The following is a 21,227-nucleotide window of genomic DNA, read 5'->3' on the forward strand; positions in this document are numbered from 1 at the left end:
CGTGAGGAGGCCCGTGCGGCGGCGTGCCGCCGCCCCACGGGCCGGGGGGTTCAGGCGCTCTCCGCCGCCTTCTTCAGGCGGTCGAGCCAGGCGGTCAGCGAGCCCTCGAGGGCGGCCCGCATGCCTTCGACGTCGGCGCGGACCGGCTCGCCGTCCCAGGACTCCTCGGTGTGCACGTGCACCACGCCGTCCTCCTCGGCGAACGTCCACTGGTGGATGCCGTCGATGCCGTGCGCGGGGCCGCCCCAGAGGATGCGGTGCGGCGCTTCGACGGCGTGGACGGTCGAGGCGATGTCCATGCCGAAGGTGGTCCAGTGGAAGACCGCGCCGGGAACCAGCGGACCATCGGCGCTCGCGGCGGTGATGTCACTCTGCCAGGAGGGCCAGGAGGAGACGTCGGTGTGCAGGTCCCAGACCCGCCGCAAGGGGGCGGCGACGGTGATGTGGCGGCGGACGATGACGGCCGCGGCGGTGTCGATTCCGATGATCACTTGGGGTCCTCGATCCAGTGGCCGTGGATGCCGGCGGGCACCCTGCGGGGGAGTTCGACGGTGGCGATGGGGTCGTTCTCGATGTTCGTGGCGTCGAGCACGAGCAGTTGGGAGGCGTCGGCCTTGAGGTCGCTGACGATGGTGAGCAGGTAGCCGTCGTCCTCCGCCGTCCCGCCGAGAGCGGGGACGAACACGGCCTCGCCTGGCATGCGGTGCTCGCCGTGGGACAGCAGCTGCTGACGGCCGGTGGCGGTGTCGAACTTGATGGTGTGGTAGCCGGACAGGCCCGCCCCGGGGAAGGCGATGGCGTAGCTGTAGCGGTTGGCCAGGCCGGTGTGGGCGTCGTTGATCGAGGGGAACTCGGTGGCCAGGCCGTCCAGGGGCTCGTCGGTGGCCTTGCCGGTGGCCGGGTCCAGGATCCAGCGGTGGAAGGTCGATCCGGCGTCGGGGCTGGTGCCGTAGCCGGGGGCGCCGACCCACCACTTCCAGGAGTTCTCCCAGGAGGCCCGGTCGTAGCGGGGACCCTCCAGGACGACGCGCCCCTGCTGGTCGACGTAGGAGTTGGTGACGTGCAGGAGCGCGCCCTGCTCCACCTCGAACCAGGTCACGCGGGCGGGGCCGGTGCGCGGAAGCACACCGATCCGGAACGGCACGTCGTCGTGCCAGCGGTAGGGAATGCCCGAGTGCTCGGAGTGATCGAAGACCACCGGTGAGTTGAGGAAGACCGCGTGCCGGTCGGTGATGGCGAAGTCGTGCATGAGCGACGGGCCCGAGCCGTCGACGACCTCCGAGCGGATGATGTCCCCCGAGGGTGCGGCGACGTGGTAGGTCAGGTAGGGCGGGAACGGGCTGTAGCTGAAGAAGTGCAGCTCGCCGGTGACCGGGTCCTCCTTGGGGTGGGCGGTCATCGCGCTGGTGAGCTTGCCGCCGAAGTCGTAGGGGCCGATGGTGTCGAGCTCGGCGCTGACCTCCCAGGGCAGGTTCGCCTCCTGCAGCGCCAGGTAGCGGCCGCCGTGGAAGACGATGTTGGTGGCCGCCGCGCTGACCTCCAGCTCGGTCCCGGTGAAGGGCACGCCGTCCAGGAACGGGGTGCGCACCCAGCGGTTGCGGTACCACTCGGCGCGGCCGTCGCTCAGGCGCACGCCGTGGATCATGCCCTCGCCCCTGAACCAGTGGCTGGGTGTGATGCCCGGCTTGGGGTTGTGGCCGTTGCGGAAGTAGCGGCCGTTCAGCTCCGGCGGCAGCGTGCCGTGCACGGTCAGCTCGCGGGCGGTGATCTCGTCGGCGACTGGGGTGAAATGGCCGGTGAGGTACGGCTTCGCCAGTTCGGTCATCAGAACGATCCCTTTCGAATGGAGAGGAGGGCGATCAGCAGGGTGAGCGCGGCGCAGGCGAGGAAGGCTGCGCCGTACCCGTTGAGGAGGGTCAGGAAGGACAGGCCGACGGCTCCGCCGACCTGCCGGGTGGCGTTGACCAGGCCCCCGGCCAGCCCGCTGTCGGCGGCCGGCACCCCGGCGGACGCCAGCGCGGTGAGCCGGACGAAGGCCACACCCAGCCCGGCGCCGATCAGCAGCGACGGCCCGAGCAGGTCGACGAGGAAGGCGCCGTCGGCCGGCGTCCGCGACAGCCAGGCCAGTCCTGCGGCCAGCGCGAGCAGGCCCCCTGGCAGGACGGCCCGGCCGGACAGCCTCCCGGTGGCCCACGACGAGACAGTGATCATGAGAGCGAGCGGCAGCTGGGTCAGGCCCGCCGCCATGGGTGTGTAACCGAGGACGCGTTGCTGGTAGAGCGGCAGGAAGTAGAACAACCCGAGCCAGACCGCGCCGAGCAGCGCCATGAGGACGTTGGCCCTCGCCACCGAACCGGTGGAGAGGAGCCGTCCCGGCACCAGCGGGTCGGGGGAGCGGCGCTGGAATACCACGAACAGGCCGAGCAGCACCAGCCCCGCGACCACGGCGGGCCAGGAGCCGGAGAGCCCGTAGGTGAGCGCGACCAGCCCGGCCGTCACCGTCACCGCCCCCGGGACATCGATGCGGCCCCCGCGCGGCCGGTCGGCGGTGACCATCACCCAGGCGGCCACCAGGACGGCGAGCGCGAAGGGAACCAGGACGAAGAACACCGCCCGCCAGCCGTACAGGCCGGTGAGCAGGCCGCCGAGCAGCACGCCCGCCGCCCCGCCCGCGCCGGAGACCGCGCCCCACACCCCGAGCGCGGCGCCGCGCCCCTTTCCGCTCGGGAACAGGGTCAGTACCAGGGCCAGCGCGGTCGGCGCCAGCAGCGCGGCGCCCACCCCCTGGACGGCTCTGGCCGCGATCAGCACGCTTGCGGTGCCCGCGAGCCCGGCGGCCAGGGAGGAGAGCGCGAACAGGGCGGTGCCGGCCAGGAAGACGCGGCGCAGGCCGTACACGTCGCCGGAGCGTCCGCCGAGCAGGAGCAGCGCGCCGAAGGCCAGCACGTAGGCGTTGACCACCCAGGTCAGTCCGGCGGGGGTGAGCCCGAGACCGGTGCGGATCTCCGACAGCGCGACGTTCACGATCGAGGTGCTCAGCACGACGAGGAACTGGGCCGTGGCCAGGACCGCCAGCGGTGTCCAGGCGGTCCTGGCGAGGGGGACGCTGCTCATGCCGACCACGGTCGCAGCGGCCCGCGGTCGCTCGCGTCGGTGGTTCTTACCTATCCGCCGGGGTCGGTCGTCACTTACGTACGGCATCCGGCATGATCGGGACATATATGGACATGTCGCTGGTAGGACGAAGAGATGAGATGGGGCGCGTCGGCGCGCTGATCGACGACGCCCGGCGAGGACGGGGCGGCGCCCTGGTGCTGCGCGGTGAGCCCGGCATCGGCAAGACCGCGCTGCTGAGACACGCCGAGGAGAGCGCGACCGGCTTCCTGGTCATGCAGGCCTCCGGCGCGGAGTTCGAGATGGAGTTGCCGTTCGCCGCCCTGCACCAGCTGTGCGCGCCGGTCCTGGACAACGTCACGGCGCTCCCCCCGCCGCACCGCAAGGCCCTGGAGGTCGCCTTCGGCCTGGACACCGGCACGCCCGATCCCTTCCTCGTCGGCATCGCGACCCTGGGCCTGCTGGTCGAGACGGTGCGCGAGCGGCCGCTGCTGTGCCTGGTCGACGACGCGCAGTGGCTCGACCACGCCTCGGCCAGGGCACTGGCCTTCCTGGCCCGCAGGGTCGCCGCGGAACGGGTGGCCGTGGTGTTCTCCCTGCGGGAACCCAGCCGGCTGCCCGAACTCGACGAGCTACCCGGCCTGACTCTCCAGGGTCTGGGGGAGACGGACGCCCGCGCGCTGCTGGCCGCCGCGATCCGCGCCCCGCTGGACGAGCGCGTGCGCGACCGCGTCCTGGCCGAGGCGCGCGGCAACCCGCTGGCGCTGCTGGAGCTGCCCAGGAGCGCGGGCCTGGCCGAGATGGCCGGCGGCTTCGCGCTTCCCTCCTCCGTGCCGGGCGTGATCGAGCAGAGCTTCCGCGCCCGGCTGGAACTGCTGCCGCCGCAGGCCCGGCTGCTGCTGACCGTCGCGGCGGCCGACCCGGTCGGCGACCCCGGCCTGCTGTGGCAGGCGGTCGACCTGCTGGGCATCGAGCCGTCCGCGACCGCCGCGGCCGCCTCGCTGGTCGACTTCGGCACCAGGATCCGCTTCAGCCACCCCCTCGCGCGGTCGGCGGTCTACCGGGCCGCCTCCTCGGCTGAGCGGCAGCGGGCGCACGAGGCGCTGGCCGCGGTGACCGACCCCGTCGCCGACCCCGATCGGCTGGCCTGGCACCGCGCGCAGGCCAGCGTGGGCCCCGACGAGGAGGTCGCGGCCGAGCTCGAACGGTCCGCCGCCCGTGCCCAGGCAAGGGGCGGCGTGGCCGCCGCCGCGGCCTTCCTCGAACGTTCGGCGGCGCTCACGCTCACTCCCGGCCTGCGGGTCGAGCGGGTACTCGCCGCGGCCCAGGCCAAGCTCTCGGTCGGCGCGTTCGACGTGGCGGCCGACCTGCTCACCACCGCCGAGACCGCCTCGCTCGGGGAGCGCCATCTGGCCAGGATCGACCTGCTGCGCGGGAAGCTCTCGTTCGTCCGCCGCCGGGGCGGCGAGGGACCCACGACCTACCTGCTGCGCGCGGCCGACCGGCTGGCCGGCGCCGATCCGGCGTGGTCACGGGCCTGCTACCTGGACGCGATGGAGATGGGCATCCTGATCGGCGGCCTCGACCCGGTGGTGGCGGCCGCCCGTCAGGCCCCGCCCGCTCCGCAGCCGCCCTCCAGCGCGGACGCGGTCCTGGACGGCCTGGTCAGCCTGGCCACCGACGGGCACCTGGCCGCGGCCGCCGTCCTGCGGCCGATCGTCGGGGAGGTCGACGACGAGGTGTGGACCCGGCGGCCGTCGCTGGGCTTCATGCTGGCCGCGGAACTGTGGGACTACGACGCCCTGCACGGCATCGCCGCCCGTATCGTGGCGGCCGGCCGCGAGTCCGGATCGTTCCACATGCTGCCGATCGGCCTGGCCATGCTGGCCACCGCCGCCGTCCACGCGGGCGACTTCGGCGCCGCCATGGAGATGATCTCGGAGGAGGAGGCGATCGCCGCGGCCACCGGCGCGTCGCCGCTGGTCTACCCGCGCATCCACCTGGCCGCCCTGCGTGGCCGCCGCAGGGAGGCCGTCGCGCTGTTCGAGGAGGTGCTCTCGGCGAGCCAGCGGATGAGCCTCAGCGTCCAGTGGGCGACCGCCGTCCTCAACAACGGCCTGGCCGACTACCCGGCGGCGCTGAACGCCGCCCGGCAGGCCGTCGCGCGCGGCGATCTGGGCCTGTCCGGGCTGGCGTTGCCCGAGCTCGTCGAGGCGGCCGTCCGCTGCGGCGAACCCGAGCTGGCCGGTACGGCGCTGCGCACGCTGGCCGAGCACACCCAGGCCGGGCAGCAGGCGTGGGGGCTGGGGGTCGAGGCCTATTCGCGGGCGTTGGTCACCGGTGACGAGGACGCCTACCGTGAAGCCGTCGATCACCTCGACGGCAGCCGGGTGGCGATCTACCGGGCCAGGGCGCACCTGCTGTACGGGGAGTGGCTGCGGCGGCAGGGACGGCGGCGCGATGCCCGCGAACGCCTGCGCACGGCGCACGAGCTGCTGTCCGACCTCGGCGCCGAGGCGTTCGCCGACCGTGCGGCCGGAGAGCTGCGGGCCACGGGCGAGCATGCCAGGAGCCGTTCGTCTCAGGCGTCGGACCAGCTGACGCTGCAGGAGGTGCACATCGCCCGTCTGGTCGCCGACGGCGGCAGCTCCAAGGAGGTGGCCGCCAAGCTCTTCCTCAGCCCCCGCACGGTCGACGCGCACCTGCGCAACATCTTCAGGAAGCTCGGTCTCACCTCACGCAGGCAGCTCAGGGACCTCCCCGACATCCGCTAGCCGCATCGTGGTCCCGGCGGCCTCGGGCGCGGTCATCGTCGCCACCGGGCCGGGCCAGGCCAGCGCGTACTTCGCCCGGTAGCCCGCGGAGACCCGGTGGACCAGCGCCGGCTCGTCCACCGGTTCCAGCCGCACGGGCAGGATCACCCCGCCCAGGTCGACCTCCGTCGCCGCGTGCGCGAGGACCCTGCGGTACCACGCGCCGCGGTGGCCGAAGGCGGAGCGGACATAGGCGTCGCCGTCGACCACCACCACCCAGACCGGTCTGGCCGACCACCTGCCGTCCGGGTGCCGTACCCGCATCACGATCTCCACGACGTCTGCGAAAGCGTTCATGGGCCCACGTTCTCGGACCGGGTCTCCTGACCGCGTCGGCGGTTCTCACCTATCTGGGACAGCGGGCCGGGCGCCGATAGGCGACTTTCACCGACGCGAGCCCCTCGCCATCGCGGCCAGGCTGAGCGTCATGACGAACACCCAGACGACCACGACCGCAACCCTTGAGACCCCCGACACCCCGGAGACTCCGCACGAGGTTTTCGGTGCGGCCCCGCACGAGAAGCGCGGGAAGGCGAAGAAGAGCAAGGCCAAGCGGCGCGTGGCGAAGGGGCTGGCCTGGTTCGCGCTGCTCTTCACCGCCGTGCTCGTGCTGGCCGAGCCGTGGCTGCTGGTCCCGGTGGCCGCCATGCTCGCGGCGATCGCCCTGGAGGACTGAGAGGCGATGTTCGAACCCCTCTTCCTCACCGACATGCTGCTGGCCTTCGCCGTCATGGCCGCCGCGGCGACCCTTGGCTGGACGGCCGGGCGGCGCCGCTGGGTCCTGTACGGCACGGCCGCCCTCGTCCTGGCCCGCCTCGTCGTGGCCGGCCTGCTGCTGACCGGCGGCCTGCCGCTGGCCGACACGCGCCTCTTCATCCAGATCCCACTCGCCGTCGTCCCCCTGGCCCTGGCCTTCCACCGGCCCGAGGCCCGGCGTCCCGCCGCGGTGGGCGTGGGCCTGTCCGCGCTGTGGCTGTTCTTCCCGTACGCCCAGCACGAAACGCTCTTCACACTGGCAGTCTCCCTGCTGGCGATGGGGGTGACGTTCCGGCTGACCCGCCGGCGAGGTCCCTGGGCGACGCTCGGTTTCCTGGCCGCGCCCGCCGTCCTCCTCATCCTGGCCTACCAGGGCAACGTGGCGGCGGCGGTCGGGCACCACGCCGTGCCCATGGCCTGGGACGGCGGCGCCGCACACGGCGGCCACGCGAGCGCGAGCCGGCCCGGGAGCGTCAGCGTCACCGAGCTCACCGGACCCAGAGACCAGACCCCGGACGTGCGGGTCACGCTGACCGCCGCGCACGGCAAGGTCACCCTGGCCTCGGGCCGCGAGATCGACGCGCTCACCTTCAACGGCCAGGCTCCGGGCCCGCAGATTCGGGTACGGAAAGGCCAGCTGCTCGAGGTGACCCTGCTCAACGCCGACGTCAAGGAGGGCGTGACGCTGCACTGGCACGGCATCGACGTGCCCAACGCCGAGGACGGCGTGCCCGGCGTCACCCAGGAAGCCGTCCTGCCCGGCGGGAAGCACGTCTACCGATTCGTGCCCGACAGGACCGGCACCTTCTGGTACCACACCCACCGCGACTCGTCCCTGACCGTCGAGCGCGGCCTGTTCGGCTCCCTGATCGTCGAGGACGGCCAGCAGGGCGTGGAGAAGACCGTCTTCACTCACCTGTGGCCCGGCGCGGACGACCCGATCGCCGCCTTCGGCACCGCCGACCAGCCGGTCAAGCAGGCCATCGGCGCGGGCAGGCCGGTCCTGCTGCGACTGGTCAACAGCTCGGAGGAGCCGCACCGCCTGCACATCGGCGGCACGCCGTACACCGTGACCGCCATCGACGGGAACCCGGTCCAGGGTGCGACACCGGTGGCGCAGGGCACCGACCTGCTGCTGGCCGCGGGAGGGCGCTTCGACGTCACGTTCACCATGCCGTCGAGCGCCGTCACCCTGTCCATCGACGTCAACGAAATCCCCAACACCGCCGCCCTGGCCTTCAGCCCCGACGGCGGCGCCCCGCCCGCGCCCGCGGCGACCGGCCCGCTGTTCGACCCTCTGACGTACGGCGCGGCGGCGCCGGTCAAGGCCGAGGCCTACGACCGCACCTTCGACCTCAGACTGGACGACGGCTTCGGATTCGCGCTCGGCTCGTTCACCTACGTGAGCAGCTCGATGAACGGCCGCCTCTACCCGTCGGTGCCCATGCTCATGGTCGCCGAGGGCGACAGGGTCAGGATGCGCATCGTCAACCGCAGCCTCATCGACCACCCGATGCACCTGCACGGCCACCGCGTCCGCGTGTTGTCCCGCAACGGCGTGGCCGCCACCGGCAGCACCTGGTGGACCGACACGCTCAACGTCGCGCCGGGCGAGATCTTCGAGGTCGACTTCACCGCCGACAACCCGGGCATCTGGATGGACCACTGCCACAACTTCAAGCACGGCTCCGAAGGCATGATCATGCACCTGGGCTACGCCGGCGTGACCACCCCGTTCACGGAAGACCACATCCCCGAATGACCGAGACCACGCCGCTGCCGGGGCAGCGTTCACAGGCCGGGCGGTGCAAGCCCGCGAGCACGCGCTACTTCAGCCCCCTGATGCCGCTGGGCCCCACGTGCCTTCCTGACCACCTCGAGTGTGGCCGCCAGCTCGGATTCGGGGACGAAGTGGCCGAAGGTGTCATTGGCGAAGAAGGAGACACCGGCCACGGACGCGGCGTGCGCGGCCAGAACCTCCCGCTGGTAGAGATAGGTGCGCCGGTCGTCAAGATAGGTGCGGTACCAGTACCAGGGGTCGACGAAGTCCAGGCCCAGCAGCGGGCGCGGCCCGCCCAGTGCGGCCTTGCTCAGCAGGTTGGGCACGATCTCGGTCCGCTCGACCAGTACGGCGAACGTGCTGACCAGAATCGCGTCGAGGGTCAGGTAGGCGGTGTCGGTCATGCCCCACGCCGCCCGTTCCACCTCGGCCCGCCAGTAGGTGTCCATCCAGTAGACGAGGCGCTCGCCCATGGCCTCGCGCAGCCGCAGGAAGAACCGCTCGACCCCGGCCGACCGCTCCGCGGTGAGCGGTGGCGCGTTGTCCGGGTGCCAGAAACCGACCAGGCCGAACTGGTTGCCGAGCATGACGCCGTCCAGCCCGAAGTCGGCCGCGAAAGCGGCCGTCTGGGCGGCGACGAAGTCTCCGGCCGGCAGCCCGGACGGAATGCCGGCCGGAAAGGCGGCGTACGGGCGGGAGTCGGCCACGAGCGGGGCCGTCACGTCGATCACGCCGGGGATCAGGTGGCCTCCGGCGTCGGCGGTCCCGGCGGCCGCCTCCGGGTGCCGTACGGTCTTCCACTCGCTGCGGCAGAACTCCGGGCCCGGCTCCAGGTACTCGAGGAGATTGACCCGCAGCCCGCGCCGCTCCGCCTCGGCCCGCACGGCCGAGTAGATCCCGGCCAGCGTCCGGTAGTCCATGGGCTGCTCGGAGACGGTGAACATCGGTCCCGCCGAGTACGGGTTGGCCGAGCGCTCGCCGCCGTCGCGCACCCTGGCCAGCCAGTCACGGTTGTGCTCCCTGCTGATGGCGGCAGGCCCGCCGGGGCCGAGCGCGAAGCAGTTGTAGCGGGCCCAGTCGAAGCGGTCGGCCCACGCCCGGCGGCCCGCGTAGTTGAGCACATGATCGCCGTTGCCCGCGCAGAAGACCACCGTGACCGGCCGGTCGGCCAGCCAGGCGGCGTGGTGGTCGAAGAACGCGGCCACCCCGGGTGCCGGGTCACGCAGGTCGTCGAAGATCTTGGGCGTGATCCACAGGCACGCCTCCATGGTCTGCTCCATCGCGGTCGTCACCGGGCGGGCGAGGGGTCGCCGGCCGCGCGGGCCGCGGGCCCCTGGCCCGCTCCCGCCTCGATCCCGTGCCCGCCGAGGTGCTGGTCGCGCGCGCCGAGCGGCGTCACGGGGAGGGGCGGGATTCCGTCGAACGTCATGGTGTCCTTCGTGGGTGGGGGGGCGGATCTAGTTGGCGGCGCCGAAGGCCTTGTCCATCCGGGCGAGCACGGCGGGCACGTCCACCGTCCCGTTGAACAGCTCCTGGATCGAGGTCAGGTGCTCCTGCTGGACCTTCGGGTTGGGCCAGGCCTGGTCCGGGTAGAGCGTGGACCGGCCGGCCTCGACCGCGTCGAGCACCGGCTGCTGCAGCGCGTCGGCCTTGAAGGACGGGCTGCTCAGCGCGGGGCTGCTGCCCGAGGCCGTGGCGTACAGGGCCTGGCCCTCGGGAGAGGCGAGGAACTGCATGAACTTCCTGGCCAGCGCCGGGTTCTTGGCCTTGGCGTTGACGCCGTAGACGATGCCCACCGACACCGGCACGTAGGTGCCGTCGGCGCTGTCGGTCGCGGGGAACGGGGACATGGAGAAGGTGGTGCCCTTCGGGGCGAACTCGAGCGCCGACTGCACCGCCGACAGCACGTGCACCACGCCGAGGGCCTTGCCCTGGCCGAACATCTGCATCTGCTCGTCGTAGCCGACGCCGTTGGGGCTGTCGTTGAAGCAGCCCTTCTCGCGCATCCGCAGGTACTTCTCCAGCGCCTGCTTCCACTGCGAGCCGGCGAAGGTGGCCGTGCCGTCCTTCTGCCGCTGGGTGAAGCCGGGGTCGGGGCCGTAGACGAGGGAGGCGGTCAGCGCGTACGGCACGAGCTGGGTCACCCAGGCGGACTTCAGGCCGAGCGCGAACGGCACGACGCCCTTGGCCTTGGCGTCCTCGCAGAACCGCAGGACCTCCGGCCACGTCGTCGGCTTGCTCAGCCCGCTGGCCCGGAGCGCCTGGTCGTTCCATACCGCGCCGATGGCGCCGATCGTCACCGGGACGGCTACCACCTTGCCGGACGGGTCGCTGGTCACGGACTTGAGGTCGGCGCTCAGGCCGCCGGCCCAGCCCTCGCCGGACAGGTCCATGAGCATGCCGTCTTCGCCCAGGTCCCGCACGGCCATCGTGTTGCCGCCACCAGGCCACATGCGGAACACGTCAGGCGCGGTCCCCGAGGCGAGCTGGGTGCGGAGCTGCTGCTGGTAGGAGGCGTCGTCCTCGGTGAAGCTCGTCTTCACGGTGACGCCGGGGTTGGCCTTCTCGAACGCCGCCACCGCGGCCTTGGCCGGGCCCTGGCCCGCGGCGGCCAGTGTCAGCACCTGGTCGGACGAGGCGGCGCCGGTGGTGCCGCCGCCCGAGGTGGAGCAGGCGGTGGCCGCCAGAGCCAGGCAGGCCAACGTCTTGATCATCTTCATGTCAGACTCCTCAGAATGGGGGGCTAGCCTTTGAGGCCGCCGGCGAAGCCCTTGATGATGTGCTTCTGCAGCGCGAAGTAGACGACCAGGATCGGGATGACGCTGATCACCAGGCCGGCGAAGATGAGCGGCCACTGGGAGACGTACTGGCTGACGAAGCCGTAGATGGCGACCGGAGCCGTGGTGTTGTCGCTGCCGCCCAGGTAGAGCAGCGGCGTGAAGAACTCGTTCCAGATGCCGACGGTGTTGAGGATCACCACGGTGCCGGTGACCGGCCGCAGCAGGGGGAACACGACGGTGACGAACGAGCGCAGCGGTCCGCACCCGTCGAGCAGGGCCGCCTCCTCGTAGTCGAGCGGCAGCTCGCGCAGGAACATCGTGTAGAGGAAGACCGAGAACGGCATCTGCTGCCCGACGTTGATCAGGATCACCGACCAGAGCGAGCCGAGCAGGCCGAGGTCCCGCATGGTCGCGTACAACGGGAGCAGCGCGAGCTGGCCGGGGATGAGCAGCCCGCCGATGACGAAGGAGAAGGTGTAGCGCGACCAGCCGCGGGTCACGCGGGCCAGCGGGTAGGCGGCCATCGCCGAGAAGGCGATGATCAGGACGACGCTGATGCCGGTGATGGCGAAGCTGTTGGCCAGCGCCGCGCCCAGGCTGGCCTGGTTCCACGCCTGCGCGTAGTTGTCGAGGGTCGGCGGGAAGTCGAAGGCCAGCGCGCTGGTCTGGCTGTCCTGCGACTTCAGCGACACGTTGAGCAGGCCGACGAGCGGGACGAGGAACAGCAAAGCGAGCAGGATCAGGGTCGCCTCGCGGGTGAGCGTCCGCCAGGTGTAGCGCGCGTACATCAGGAGCTCTTCCTCTGCGTCAGGCGGAACTGGATGCCGGCCAGCACCGCGATGACCACGGTCATGACGACCGCCAGCGCGATCGAGAACGGGAAGTCGCCCAGCGAGAAGGCGCTCTTGTAGATGGTCGTGGAGATCGTCTCGGTCGCGGTGCCAGGGCCGCCGCCGGTCATGGCCATCACCTGGTCGAACTGTTTGAGCCCGCCGATCAGGCAGAGCATCACGTTGATCACGACCGCGCCGTTGAGCAGCGGCAGCACGACGCGGCGGAACTTGCTCCACGCGCCCGCCCCGTCGATGGTCGCCGCCTCCAGCACCTCCGACGGGATCGCCTGCAACCCGGCCAGGTAGATGACCATCGAGTAGCCGGCGAACTGCCAGACGATCTCGGCGACGATCGCGTACAGCGCCGTGTCCGGGTCGCCGAGCCAGTCGTGGGCCAGCGTGCCCAGGCCGACGGCGCGCAGCGCGTCGTTGACGGCACCGTTGGGCGAGAGCAGGAAGCTCCACACGTAGCCCGCGACCAGCGGCGTGAGCACCACGGGCGCGAAGAAGATCACGCGGAGCAGGTACCGGCTCTTGACCATGCTGTTGACGCCGAGGGCCAGCAGCAGCCCGACGACGTTCTGGACCACGGTCGCCGCCGCGGCCAGGAGCAGCGTGTTGACCAGCGCGTCGCGGGCGGTCCTGTCCGCGAAGACCGCGGCGTAGTTGTCCAGGCCGACGAGCGACCAGCCGGGACGCAGTCCGTTCCAGTCGGTGAAGGAGAACAGCGCGCCGTTGACGCTGGGGACGACGACGATGAAGAGGTAGACCGCGATCGCCGGGACGACGAACCACCACGGGGCGCGCACGCCCACCTTGCGGCGGGTCCGTCCGGCCACGGCGGCTTCCCGCGCCACAGGCGGTGTCGTCGTCGCATGCGGCAAGGCCACGGGTGACTCCTCTCGCAGATGTCAGGAACGGCGCGCACGGTGTGAAGAGCCAGGACGGCGGTGGCACCCGGAGCTGTGAATCGATTCACAGCGTTTCGGGCAGGTTACGTGTCGCCCGGAGCGGTGTCAATGACTCCATCGTGAATCGATTCACGACTGCGCTAGGCTGGGAGACAACCCTTGATCGACTTCCGGCGGGCAGGACAGTGAGGAGCCCGATGACCTCTCAACCGGCGGCCAGGCGCGCCCAGGCCGAGGATTCCGCCGCCACGGTCGGCGATGTCGCGGCTCGCGCCGGGGTTTCGCGCGCGACCGTCTCCTACACCTTCACCCAGCCGAACCGGGTCTCGCGCGAGCTGCGCCAGCGCGTCCTCGCGGCCGCCGACGAGCTCGGCTATGTCGGCAACGACGCGGCGCGGAGGCTGCGGGTCGGCCACAGTCTCGCGCTCGGGTTGCTCGTCTCCAGCGCGCGTAACCCCGTCTACGCGGAGATCGCGGCGGGCGCCGAGGCGGAGGCCGCCGCGCACGGCCGCTTCGTCCTGGTCGCCAACAGTGACGAGAGCCCCGAACGTGAGCGCGCCTACCTCAACTTCTTCGAGTCCCAGCAGGTGAGCGGCATCGTCGCCGCTCCGGTCGGTGACGTCCCCGCCGAACTGCTCGGGCTGGAGAAGCGGGGGACGCCGTTCGTCCTGGTCGGCATGGCCCCCGGCCCGCACAGCTACCCGGCGATCTCCGGCGACAACGAGCGGGGCGGCTACCTCGCAGCCGCCCACCTGCTCGCCCAGGGCCGGCGGCGGCTGCTCTTCGTGGGCGGTGCGCACCCCCACGTCGACCTGCGGCTGGCGGGGGTGCGGCGGGCGGCCGCCGAGTCCATGACGCCGGCCTCGCTCGAGGTCATCCGCGTGCAGGTCCAGACCGCCAAGGTCGGCGAGGAGGTCTCCAGGACCCTTCTCGATCGGCCGGCGTCCGACTTTCCCGACGGGATCGTCGCCGGCAACGACCTGCTCGCCCTCGGTCTCCTGCACGGGCTCATCGTGGCAGGGGTCCGCGTGCCGGAGGATCTCTCCCTCGTCGGCTACGACGACATAGAGTTCGCCGACTTCGCGATCGTGCCGCTCACGACCATCCGGCATCCCTCCGCGGCACTCGGCGCCGGCGCCGTCCGGATCCTGCTCGGCCTCGAGGACGAGGCGGACATGCGGGGCCGGTTCGACCCCGATCTGGTGATCCGGGCGACGTCCCTCCCTCTCGTGGGATGCGACCGCGCGTAATGCGCTGTTGACATGGCCGCGCCGTCATCACTAGCCTCGCGCCACAGCTGCTGTGAATCGATTCACACTAGGAGGCAGGCCCATGAGAGCGAGTCGACTCGGCGAGGGCCCTCGCGCCCGCCGTACCACCGCAGTGGTCGTCACCGCCGCGCTGGCGCTGACCCCGGCCGCGCAGGCGGCCGCGGCGATGTCGCCGCGGCCGGACGAGGGGCCGGCGATCGTCTCGGGGCCGCTGCCCGAAGTCGCCGCCCTCGACCCGAGCACGATCGACCTGGCCGACTTCACGGGCCTGGAACAGCAGATCGCGCCCTATCTCGGCAACCTCGCGCGTCTGGCCAACAGCGTCAACGACGACAGCGCCACGAACTACGGATACATCACCTGCAACTGCTGGCGTACCGGGCAGGGGCCGAGCGACGCGCGCATCATGGAGAACGTCCTGACGCTCGCCTACTTCCTCACCGCCAACCGCCCGTGGAACCCCTACTACCGGGACGAGGCCCTGCGCAGGCGCCTCGAGGCCGCCCTGCGGTTCATGCTCAGCACCCAGAACGCCGACGGATCGTTCCCGCAGGGCGGCGGCGACGTGCGGTCGCGGGCCGCGACGGGCTTCGCGCTCGAACTGTACGCGATCATGCTGGAGCTCTTCGACGCCGACGGCACGATCGACCCGGCGCTGGTCTCCGCCGTGACCGAGGCCATGAGGCGGGCCACCCGGTGGTTCCTGGAGGACCAGGAGGTCTGGGGACCGCGCGGCTCGCAGTTCGCCAACCAGGTCGCGGGCGGGCTGGTCGGCATCTCCCGCCTCCTCGGCCGCCTGGACGACGCGGCGTTACGCGCGCGCTTCGAGCAGCGCCTCGCCGAGCACGAGAGGATCTCCCAGAGCGAAGCCGGGTTCTACCGCGACGGTACGGTCGCCCACCGCTACAGCCTCGAAGTGGAGGCGGAAGACCTCGCCGGCTGGGCCGACCCCGCGACCCAGGCCACGATCGACCGGATGCAGGCGCGCTACCTGGACTGGGCCCAGTACAACCTGCTCTACGACCGGCGACTCGACGGCTACTTCATCAACACGGCGATCGACTCGCGCCACCGCGGCTGGAACTACGCGGACGAGCTGCCGATCGGCTCCAACAACCTCTGGGGCTCGACGATCCCGCAGGCGCGCGCCTATCCGGCCACCCGGGAGGAGATCCAGGAGCGCCGCGCCGCCTTCGCCGAGGCGGGCTGGCAGACCTCGGTCGCGCCGCTCATCGCGCCGACATGGGCCTATCTCGATCCCTCGATCATCCGCGATGTCGCGCTGAAGCGGGAGTACTACCCGACCGCCGCCGAGCGCCAGGCGGCCATCGACACGCTCCGGCCCTACGCGGGCGCGCCGTACACCGAGTACCGCGCGGACTCGGTCACCGGACAGCGGTTCGTCTTCGCCAAGCGCCCCGCCTACGTCGTCGGCACGGGCTTCGGCAAGCACGTCAGCACGCAGTACGGCTTCTGGGACAACCAGCGCTTCGGACTCAGCTACCTCTACGACCCGAAGCTCGGCGTGGTCATCCAGGGCCAGAACGCCCCCCAGATCGGCGCTCCGCGCACCCGTCCGCTGGATGCCGAGCTGTCCTGGGGCACCGGCTGGCTCGCGGCGGACGGCGTGCACGTCGACGCCTACGACCAGCCGGTCCCCACGTTCTTCCTCGATGGTTCCCCTGTCGACCCTGCGACAGTGGACGACCTCGCTGCCCTGGAGATCCGCTACGCGGCGGCGGGCAGTCCGGTGGCCAAGTCCGTCACGCTCGGCGACAGTCTCGAGGTGCGGGTCGAGGGCGCGGGCGACTTCTTCGAACGCATTCCGCTCGTGCTGGAAGCGGGCGACACGCTCCAGTGGATCGGCGGCGGCTCCGTCAAGGTCGGTTCCAGGGCCGCCGCGGAGGGCGTCTCCGGAGTCGTCGTCAACCGCGACGGGCGGAGCGTGGAGATCCGCTGGACCGGCGCCGGCACGGCGACCCTGTGGCCCTCGGCCTTCCCCGTGGCGGGCGGCGACCGGACCCTCCAGGTCCTCGACCTCAAGGCCACTGGCACGCTGAGCTACGACATCCGCGTGGTCGACGACGCCTGCGCCGGCTCCGACGAGCGGGCGAACGTCCGCATCGGCGACCAGGACACCGGAGTCGCCAACGCCGACGACGGCACCGGCTGCACGGTCGCCGACCTGCTCAGGGCCGGCGAACAGTGGGAGAGCCACGGCGCCTTCGTCTCCCACGTCGCGAAGACGTCGGCGGCGCTCTCCCGCGCGCAGGTCCTGAGCCGCCGCGACGCCGCCCGTCTCGTCGCCGCCGCGGCCCGCTCCGACGTCGGCCGCGACCTGGTCACGGCCACGCTGGATCCCGCGAGCGGCGTGGCAGGGCACGAGCTCACCGTGCGGGTCTCGGGACGGAGCATCGGCCAGGTGACCGTCTCGGGGCCGTGCCTCACCGGCGACGTCACCGCCTCGGGCCCCGCCGACCTGAAGGTCACCGTCCGGGAGACGACGCTTCCCGGATCGTGCCGGCTCCGCGCCGAGACGCTGCGCACCACAGGGACGACCGAGATCGACACACTCGACCTGCGCATCGTGCCGGACGCCCAGGGCGTCGTCTTTCGCGACAGCTTCTCCTCGGCGGCGGCGACGTCCGAGGCGTGGAGCGCCGTCGACGGCACCTGGGCGGTCGTCGACGGCGTCTACCGCCAGCAGGACACGACCCGCACGGGCTGGAAATCCGTCGTGGACGATGTGGCGGTCGCCGACGGGTTCGTCGAGGCCACCGTCGACTTCCGTACGCTCGCGACCGCGACGGCCTTCGGCGGCGTCCAGGTACGGACGGCCAAGCCGGGCGACGCCTACACGCAGTCCGGATACCTGGTCTATCTCCGTCCCAACGGCACGGTCGACGTCTTCAGGGCCGGCACGGGCGTCATCGCGACGGGGACGGGCACGCGGGTCACGGGGCCGACGACGCTCCGCGTCGAGCTGCGCGGCGCCGAGATCCGCGCCTTCGTCGGCGGGGAGGCGACGCCGCGCGTCACCGTCACCGACCCGAACCCGATCACCGGGCCAGGGTCCGTGCAGCTCGTCACGGGCCGCGCGGCCGTCGACTTCGACAACGTGCGCGTGGCGACCGCGCTCGGGTGACTCCGGCGGCGGCTTTCGACGCGTGACACGCGCTACCGGGTGGCGATGATCCGGGCGGCCGCCGCGAGCGCAGAAGCTTTCTTGTAGCTTCACTACAAGAAAGCTGGCAGCCACCGCCCGGCCGAGTCCGTTAAAGGGCTCGGTAAGCCTCCGTAAGACTCGTGCCACGCGGCGAAAGCCCAGGCAGGGCCGGACCCCGTGCCGATGGTAGGCCGAGAGCATGAGGAAAGCACTGGCCGCACTGTCGGTAACGATCGCCGCTCTCGTCGCGACCACCGGGTGTGGCGGCGACCGCACCGAGGGCGCCACCCCACCCACCACACCTGCCCCCATGACGCCCGGCGAGACCGGCAACGGCACCCCCGCCGGGCGCGCGGAAGTCAAGGTCGGCGACACGAAGCTCGGCAAGATCCTGGTCGACGCCGAGGGGCGCACGCTCTACCTGTTCGAGAAGGACAAGGACCGGAAGTCGGACTGCTACGACGCGTGCGCGAAGGCATGGCCGCCCTACCTCACCACGGGCAAGCCCGAGGCCGGTGAAGGGGCAAAGGCCGACCTGCTCTCCACCACGACGCGCGACGACGGGTCCAAGCAGGTCGTCTACGGCAAGTGGCCGCTGTACTACTACCAGAACGACAAGAACCCGGGTGACACCACCGGACACGACATCGAGGGGTTCGGCGCCGAGTGGTACGCGCTCACCCCGGCGGGCAAGAAGGCGTCCGGTTAGGACGGGCACCGCCTTGACGACGAGTTAGCACCCGCCACACGAAGATCCTCAATCGTCGACGCGATGGGGCGTACCTGCTCGGACAGGTGCTCCCCACGCGTTCCCCCGACGAAGGGATCACTGCTGTGAATCGTGCGACTGCGGCTCGTGTCGCCGCTCTGGCCTGCGCGACGCTGATGCTCGGCGGCGCCGTACCCGCCGCTGCCGCCCCGCCCCGCCCGCCCGCGCCGGGTGATGTGCAACAGGCGCTGGAGGCCCTGGCGAAGACCGACGGAGTGGTGGGCGCCATCGGAGAGGTGTACGTCGACGGCAGGCGCGTCGGCCGGGGTTCGGCCGGCTCCCGTCTGCTCGACGGCAAGGGCGGGCGGATCCCGTCCGACGCCCGCTACCGCGTCGGGTCACAGACCAAGGCGATGACGGCCACGGTGCTGCTGCAACTGGTCGACGAGGGCAGGATCGGCCTGGAGGACAAGCTCGGCGACGTGCTGCCTGAGGTGGTCGAGAAGGACCTGGTGGAGCGGGCCGGCGAGATCACCGTACGGCAGCTGATCCGGCACACCTCCGGCATCCCCGAGTGGTTCAGGCTCGACCTCATCGACATCTTCGACACCACGACCTACTACCGCCCCCTCGACCTGGTGAAGATCTCACGCGGCCAACCCAGGACGCAGGAGCCGGGAGAGAAGTTCTCCTACTCCAGCACCAACTACACCCTCCTCGGCCTGATCATCGAGAAGCTGACCGGCCGGACGCTGGCCGCCGAGTTCACCCGGCGTCTTTTCGCTCCTCTGGGGATGAACCGCACCTACCTGCCCAGCGAACCCCCCGAGGGGATCAAGGGCCCGCACGGGCACGGCTACGCCCCGGGCCCCGACGGCAGGCCGCGCGACATGGACCGGCTGAACGCCAGCTACGGACACGGGGCCGGTGGGGTGATCTCCACTGCGCATGACATGAGCGCCTTCCGAAGCGCGTTCGTCCGGGGCAGGCTGCTGCCGCCGGCGCTGCAACGGGTGATCACCGACCCGCCGGAGGGCGCACCGCAACCGCCCGCACCCCCGTGCGGCGGCGCGCTGGCACAGCCGAGCAACGGCGGCGCGCCCGGCTTCACCGCCGCGACCTTCACCTCGCCCGATGGCCGCCGCCAGTTCGCCGTCTCCACCACCCTGAACCTCGAGCAGTCCCTCACCGTTCTCAGAGCCATCACCCGGACGGCCGAAGCGGTGCTCTGCCCCAAGTCGCCGGCGGCTGGACCACCATCTGCGTAGGCAGGGGGATGGGTCGCGTCTGCCTCCACATCCGGCCGGACGTGCTTCTCGGGCGCGATCCCTTCGGGCCAGGCGCTCTCGGCAACGTCACCGGGGTCAGCCGGACACGGCGTACCGCCGCTGCTCGACAGGGCGGCGCCGGCGCACGGTCACCGAGGCGCCGGCCGTACTCGGCGGATTCCGGGGGTGCGGGTTGGCGTCGAGCCGATCACGAGAAGGGTCGGGTTGTGCCTGGATGTGGAGGTGGGAGTCGAGCTCGAGCACGGCGAGCAGCCTCAGCACGGGCCGGCTGGGCTCCTTGAGCACCAGGCGGCCGCCGCGTTCGCGCATCTGGTTGTCGGCCCAGATGAGGAGACGGAGCCCGTAACAGTCGATGAAGGTCACCCCGGACAGATCCAGGGTGAGCTGTCGCGGCTGATGCCGGTTCAGCGCGTCCTTCAGCCAGCCCTGCAGCCGGCCGTGGCTGACGAGGTCGAGGTCACCGGTGACCGCGGCCTGGAGGGTCTGTGCCGATCTCGACATCCATATCTTCGCAGTCATCGGGGTTCCTGGTCGCTTCTCGGGGCTGATGGTTCTGCGAGGTGAAAAGAGGCCCCCGTGATCTCGGGCCGGCCGGCCCGAGATCACGGGGGATCGGGTATCAGGCGTGCACGGACCTGTGTCCCCGTGCCTGTGGCAGGGCGACCCAGAGTCCGGCGACGACGGCCACGGCGCCGGCGATCCACGCGGTCCACGCGGCTTCGGCCCACCCAGTCCTGCCAGCGGACCCACTTCCTGTCCATGGGTACCTCCTGTGTTACCTCTTCCTTGCGGTCTCTCGTGACACGCGGCGGTCACTTCGACACGCGGCCCGCTACTGCGGTTGGGGCGGGTGGGCGCGGGCCCGCTCCAGCTCGTGTCGCAGCTGCCTGACTTCCTGCTCCAGTTCGAGGATGCGGCGGATGGCGATGAGGGTCATGCCCTCATCGGTCATCCGGGTCACGTGTTGCACGGTCATGATGTCCCGGCGGGAGTAGCGTCGCTGTCCGCCGGGCGACCGGCTCGGGCTGACCACGTTGTGCTGGTCCAGACGGCGTAGGAACGCGTGCTGGACCCGCAGCATGTCGGCGACCTGGCCGAGCGAGTACAGCGGGGCGTGGTCGTCGTCGAAGGGCAGTGTCATGGGCGGCCTCCGAGTGGCGGGGGCGGGCCACGGGACCATGCGCGAAGCTCGCGCCATGGCCCGCCCCCGCCGGCGGGTCAGGCGTTGATGGCTTTGTTCTCGCCGCGGCTGATCTCCACCTTGCGAGGCTTGGCCCGCTCCGTCACCGGGATACGCACGGTGAGAACGCCGTTGTGGTACCCGGCGTCGATCTTGTCGCTGTCGAGGTGCTCGGAGAGGTAGATGCGGCGGGTGAAGGCGCCCATCACCCGTTCGCGGACGAAGACGCGTTCGTCCTCGCCGTACTCCTCCTCGCGGCGCGCTGTCACCGACAGCACCCCTCGGTCGACGGTGACCTCGATGGAGTCGGGGTCGATACCCGGCAGGTCGAACCGCAGCACCACGTCATCGGCGCGGCGGATTCCGTCCATGGGCATCACCGCTCCGCCGCCCTCGGCGGCGGCCTGGCGGGTCAGCCGGTCGAACTGACGCTCGAACTCCTGTACGAACGGGTCGATCGACGTCAGCAGCATCGTGCTTCACCTCCGAAGATCTCCGGGAGCCGGTGGCACCCGGAATGCCTGTCCTGCTACAAGAGGAAACCTCTAACTCAGATTATAGGTATCCTCCGTTTCGAGATGTCAACTCTTCGGGTGCCGATCCTCCGGCGGGCGTTCGCCGCCGC

General features: G+C 71.3%; 19 protein-coding genes. 7 read left to right on the plus strand and 12 right to left on the minus strand.

Going from position 1 to position 21,227, the window contains the following annotated elements:
• Positions 1–50 precede the first annotated feature (50 nt).
• Genes H4W81_RS00650 through H4W81_RS00660 form a run of 3 tightly spaced genes read right to left on the minus strand, consistent with a single transcriptional unit; the run spans position 51 to position 3,114 of the window.
• Positions 51–491: an SRPBCC family protein gene (locus H4W81_RS00650; protein ID WP_192772997.1), complete on the minus strand. Its 441-nt coding sequence runs from the start codon at positions 489–491 to the stop codon at positions 51–53.
• Positions 488–1,825, minus strand: a complete 1,338-nt coding sequence (locus H4W81_RS00655) for a carotenoid oxygenase family protein (protein WP_192772998.1) — start codon at positions 1,823–1,825, stop codon at positions 488–490. The genes H4W81_RS00650 and H4W81_RS00655 overlap by 4 nt, the downstream gene beginning before the upstream one ends.
• Positions 1,825–3,114: an MFS transporter gene (locus H4W81_RS00660; protein WP_225958371.1), complete on the minus strand. Its 1,290-nt coding sequence runs from the start codon at positions 3,112–3,114 to the stop codon at positions 1,825–1,827. The genes H4W81_RS00655 and H4W81_RS00660 overlap by 1 nt, the downstream gene beginning before the upstream one ends.
• Positions 3,115–3,227: 113 nt before the next feature.
• Between H4W81_RS00660 and H4W81_RS48265 the strand changes: the two genes are divergently transcribed.
• Complete coding sequence (locus tag H4W81_RS48265; RefSeq protein WP_192780523.1) at positions 3,228–5,888, plus strand: ATP-binding protein; 2,661 nt, start codon at positions 3,228–3,230, stop codon at positions 5,886–5,888.
• On the opposite strand, the gene H4W81_RS00670 is transcribed toward H4W81_RS48265, so the two are convergent.
• Complete coding sequence (locus H4W81_RS00670) at positions 5,850–6,224, minus strand: DUF2255 family protein (RefSeq protein WP_192773000.1); 375 nt, start codon at positions 6,222–6,224, stop codon at positions 5,850–5,852. The two genes, H4W81_RS48265 and H4W81_RS00670, sit on opposite strands and share 39 nt — an antisense overlap.
• A 130-nt stretch (positions 6,225–6,354) precedes the next feature.
• On the opposite strand from H4W81_RS00670, the gene H4W81_RS00675 reads away from it, so the two are divergent.
• Together H4W81_RS00675 and H4W81_RS00680 are read left to right on the plus strand one after the other, a co-directional pair.
• Positions 6,355–6,603 (plus strand): hypothetical protein, encoded by a 249-nt coding sequence (locus tag H4W81_RS00675; RefSeq protein ID WP_192773001.1) that lies wholly within the window; start codon positions 6,355–6,357, stop codon positions 6,601–6,603.
• Positions 6,604–6,609: 6 nt separating this feature from the next.
• Positions 6,610–8,445, plus strand: a complete 1,836-nt coding sequence (locus tag H4W81_RS00680; RefSeq protein ID WP_192773002.1) for a multicopper oxidase family protein — start codon at positions 6,610–6,612, stop codon at positions 8,443–8,445.
• A gap of 29 nt (positions 8,446–8,474) precedes the next feature.
• Here the strand turns inward: H4W81_RS00680 and H4W81_RS00685 are convergent, their stop codons facing one another.
• From H4W81_RS00685 to H4W81_RS00705, 5 genes are read right to left on the minus strand one after another with little or no spacing between them, the layout of a single operon-like run.
• On the minus strand, positions 8,475–9,755 hold the full coding sequence (locus H4W81_RS00685) for a hypothetical protein (protein ID WP_192773003.1): 1,281 nt from the start codon (positions 9,753–9,755) through the stop codon (positions 8,475–8,477).
• A complete protein-coding gene (locus tag H4W81_RS00690) occupies positions 9,752–9,892 on the minus strand; it encodes a hypothetical protein (RefSeq protein ID WP_192773004.1) in 141 nt (46 codons plus the stop codon). The genes H4W81_RS00685 and H4W81_RS00690 overlap by 4 nt, the downstream gene beginning before the upstream one ends.
• A gap of 28 nt (positions 9,893–9,920) precedes the next feature.
• A complete protein-coding gene (locus H4W81_RS00695; protein WP_192773005.1) occupies positions 9,921–11,183 on the minus strand; it encodes an ABC transporter substrate-binding protein in 1,263 nt (420 codons plus the stop codon).
• Between the two features lie 23 nt (positions 11,184–11,206).
• Positions 11,207–12,031 carry a carbohydrate ABC transporter permease gene (locus H4W81_RS00700; RefSeq protein WP_192773006.1) on the minus strand — a complete coding sequence of 275 codons (825 nt, stop codon included), beginning with the start codon at positions 12,029–12,031 and terminating at the stop codon, positions 11,207–11,209.
• A complete protein-coding gene (locus H4W81_RS00705) occupies positions 12,031–12,966 on the minus strand; it encodes a carbohydrate ABC transporter permease (RefSeq protein ID WP_318781439.1) in 936 nt (311 codons plus the stop codon). Before H4W81_RS00705 ends, H4W81_RS00700 begins: the two co-directional genes overlap by 1 nt.
• A 218-nt stretch (positions 12,967–13,184) precedes the next feature.
• On the opposite strand from H4W81_RS00705, the gene H4W81_RS00710 reads away from it, so the two are divergent.
• The 4 genes from H4W81_RS00710 to H4W81_RS00725 all read left to right on the plus strand — a co-directional run bounded on the left by H4W81_RS00710 (position 13,185) and on the right by H4W81_RS00725 (position 19,401).
• Positions 13,185–14,237 (plus strand): LacI family DNA-binding transcriptional regulator, encoded by a 1,053-nt coding sequence (locus tag H4W81_RS00710; protein WP_192773007.1) that lies wholly within the window; start codon positions 13,185–13,187, stop codon positions 14,235–14,237.
• Between the two features lie 82 nt (positions 14,238–14,319).
• Positions 14,320–17,403, plus strand: a complete 3,084-nt coding sequence (locus tag H4W81_RS00715) for a hypothetical protein (RefSeq protein ID WP_192773008.1) — start codon at positions 14,320–14,322, stop codon at positions 17,401–17,403.
• Between the two features lie 220 nt (positions 17,404–17,623).
• Entirely contained in the window at positions 17,624–18,133 is a 510-nt protein-coding gene (locus tag H4W81_RS00720) for a COG4315 family predicted lipoprotein (RefSeq protein ID WP_225958372.1), read from the plus strand.
• A 125-nt stretch (positions 18,134–18,258) separates the two neighbouring features.
• Positions 18,259–19,401, plus strand: a complete 1,143-nt coding sequence (locus H4W81_RS00725; RefSeq protein WP_192773009.1) for a serine hydrolase domain-containing protein — start codon at positions 18,259–18,261, stop codon at positions 19,399–19,401.
• 96 nt (positions 19,402–19,497) lie between these two features.
• On the opposite strand, the gene H4W81_RS00730 is transcribed toward H4W81_RS00725, so the two are convergent.
• The 3 genes from H4W81_RS00730 to H4W81_RS00740 all read right to left on the minus strand — a co-directional run bounded on the left by H4W81_RS00730 (position 19,498) and on the right by H4W81_RS00740 (position 21,075).
• On the minus strand, positions 19,498–19,941 hold the full coding sequence (locus H4W81_RS00730; protein WP_225958373.1) for an STAS domain-containing protein: 444 nt from the start codon (positions 19,939–19,941) through the stop codon (positions 19,498–19,500).
• Positions 19,942–20,254: 313 nt separating this feature from the next.
• Positions 20,255–20,563, minus strand: a complete 309-nt coding sequence (locus H4W81_RS00735; protein WP_192773011.1) for a MerR family transcriptional regulator — start codon at positions 20,561–20,563, stop codon at positions 20,255–20,257.
• Positions 20,564–20,640: 77 nt separating this feature from the next.
• Positions 20,641–21,075, minus strand: coding sequence for an Hsp20/alpha crystallin family protein (locus H4W81_RS00740; protein ID WP_192773012.1), 435 nt, complete (start codon positions 21,073–21,075; stop codon positions 20,641–20,643).
• Positions 21,076–21,227: the final 152 nt, after the last annotated feature.

This window comes from Nonomuraea africana (assembly GCF_014873535.1).
Taxonomy (GTDB): Bacteria; Actinomycetota; Actinomycetes; order Streptosporangiales; family Streptosporangiaceae; genus Nonomuraea; species Nonomuraea africana.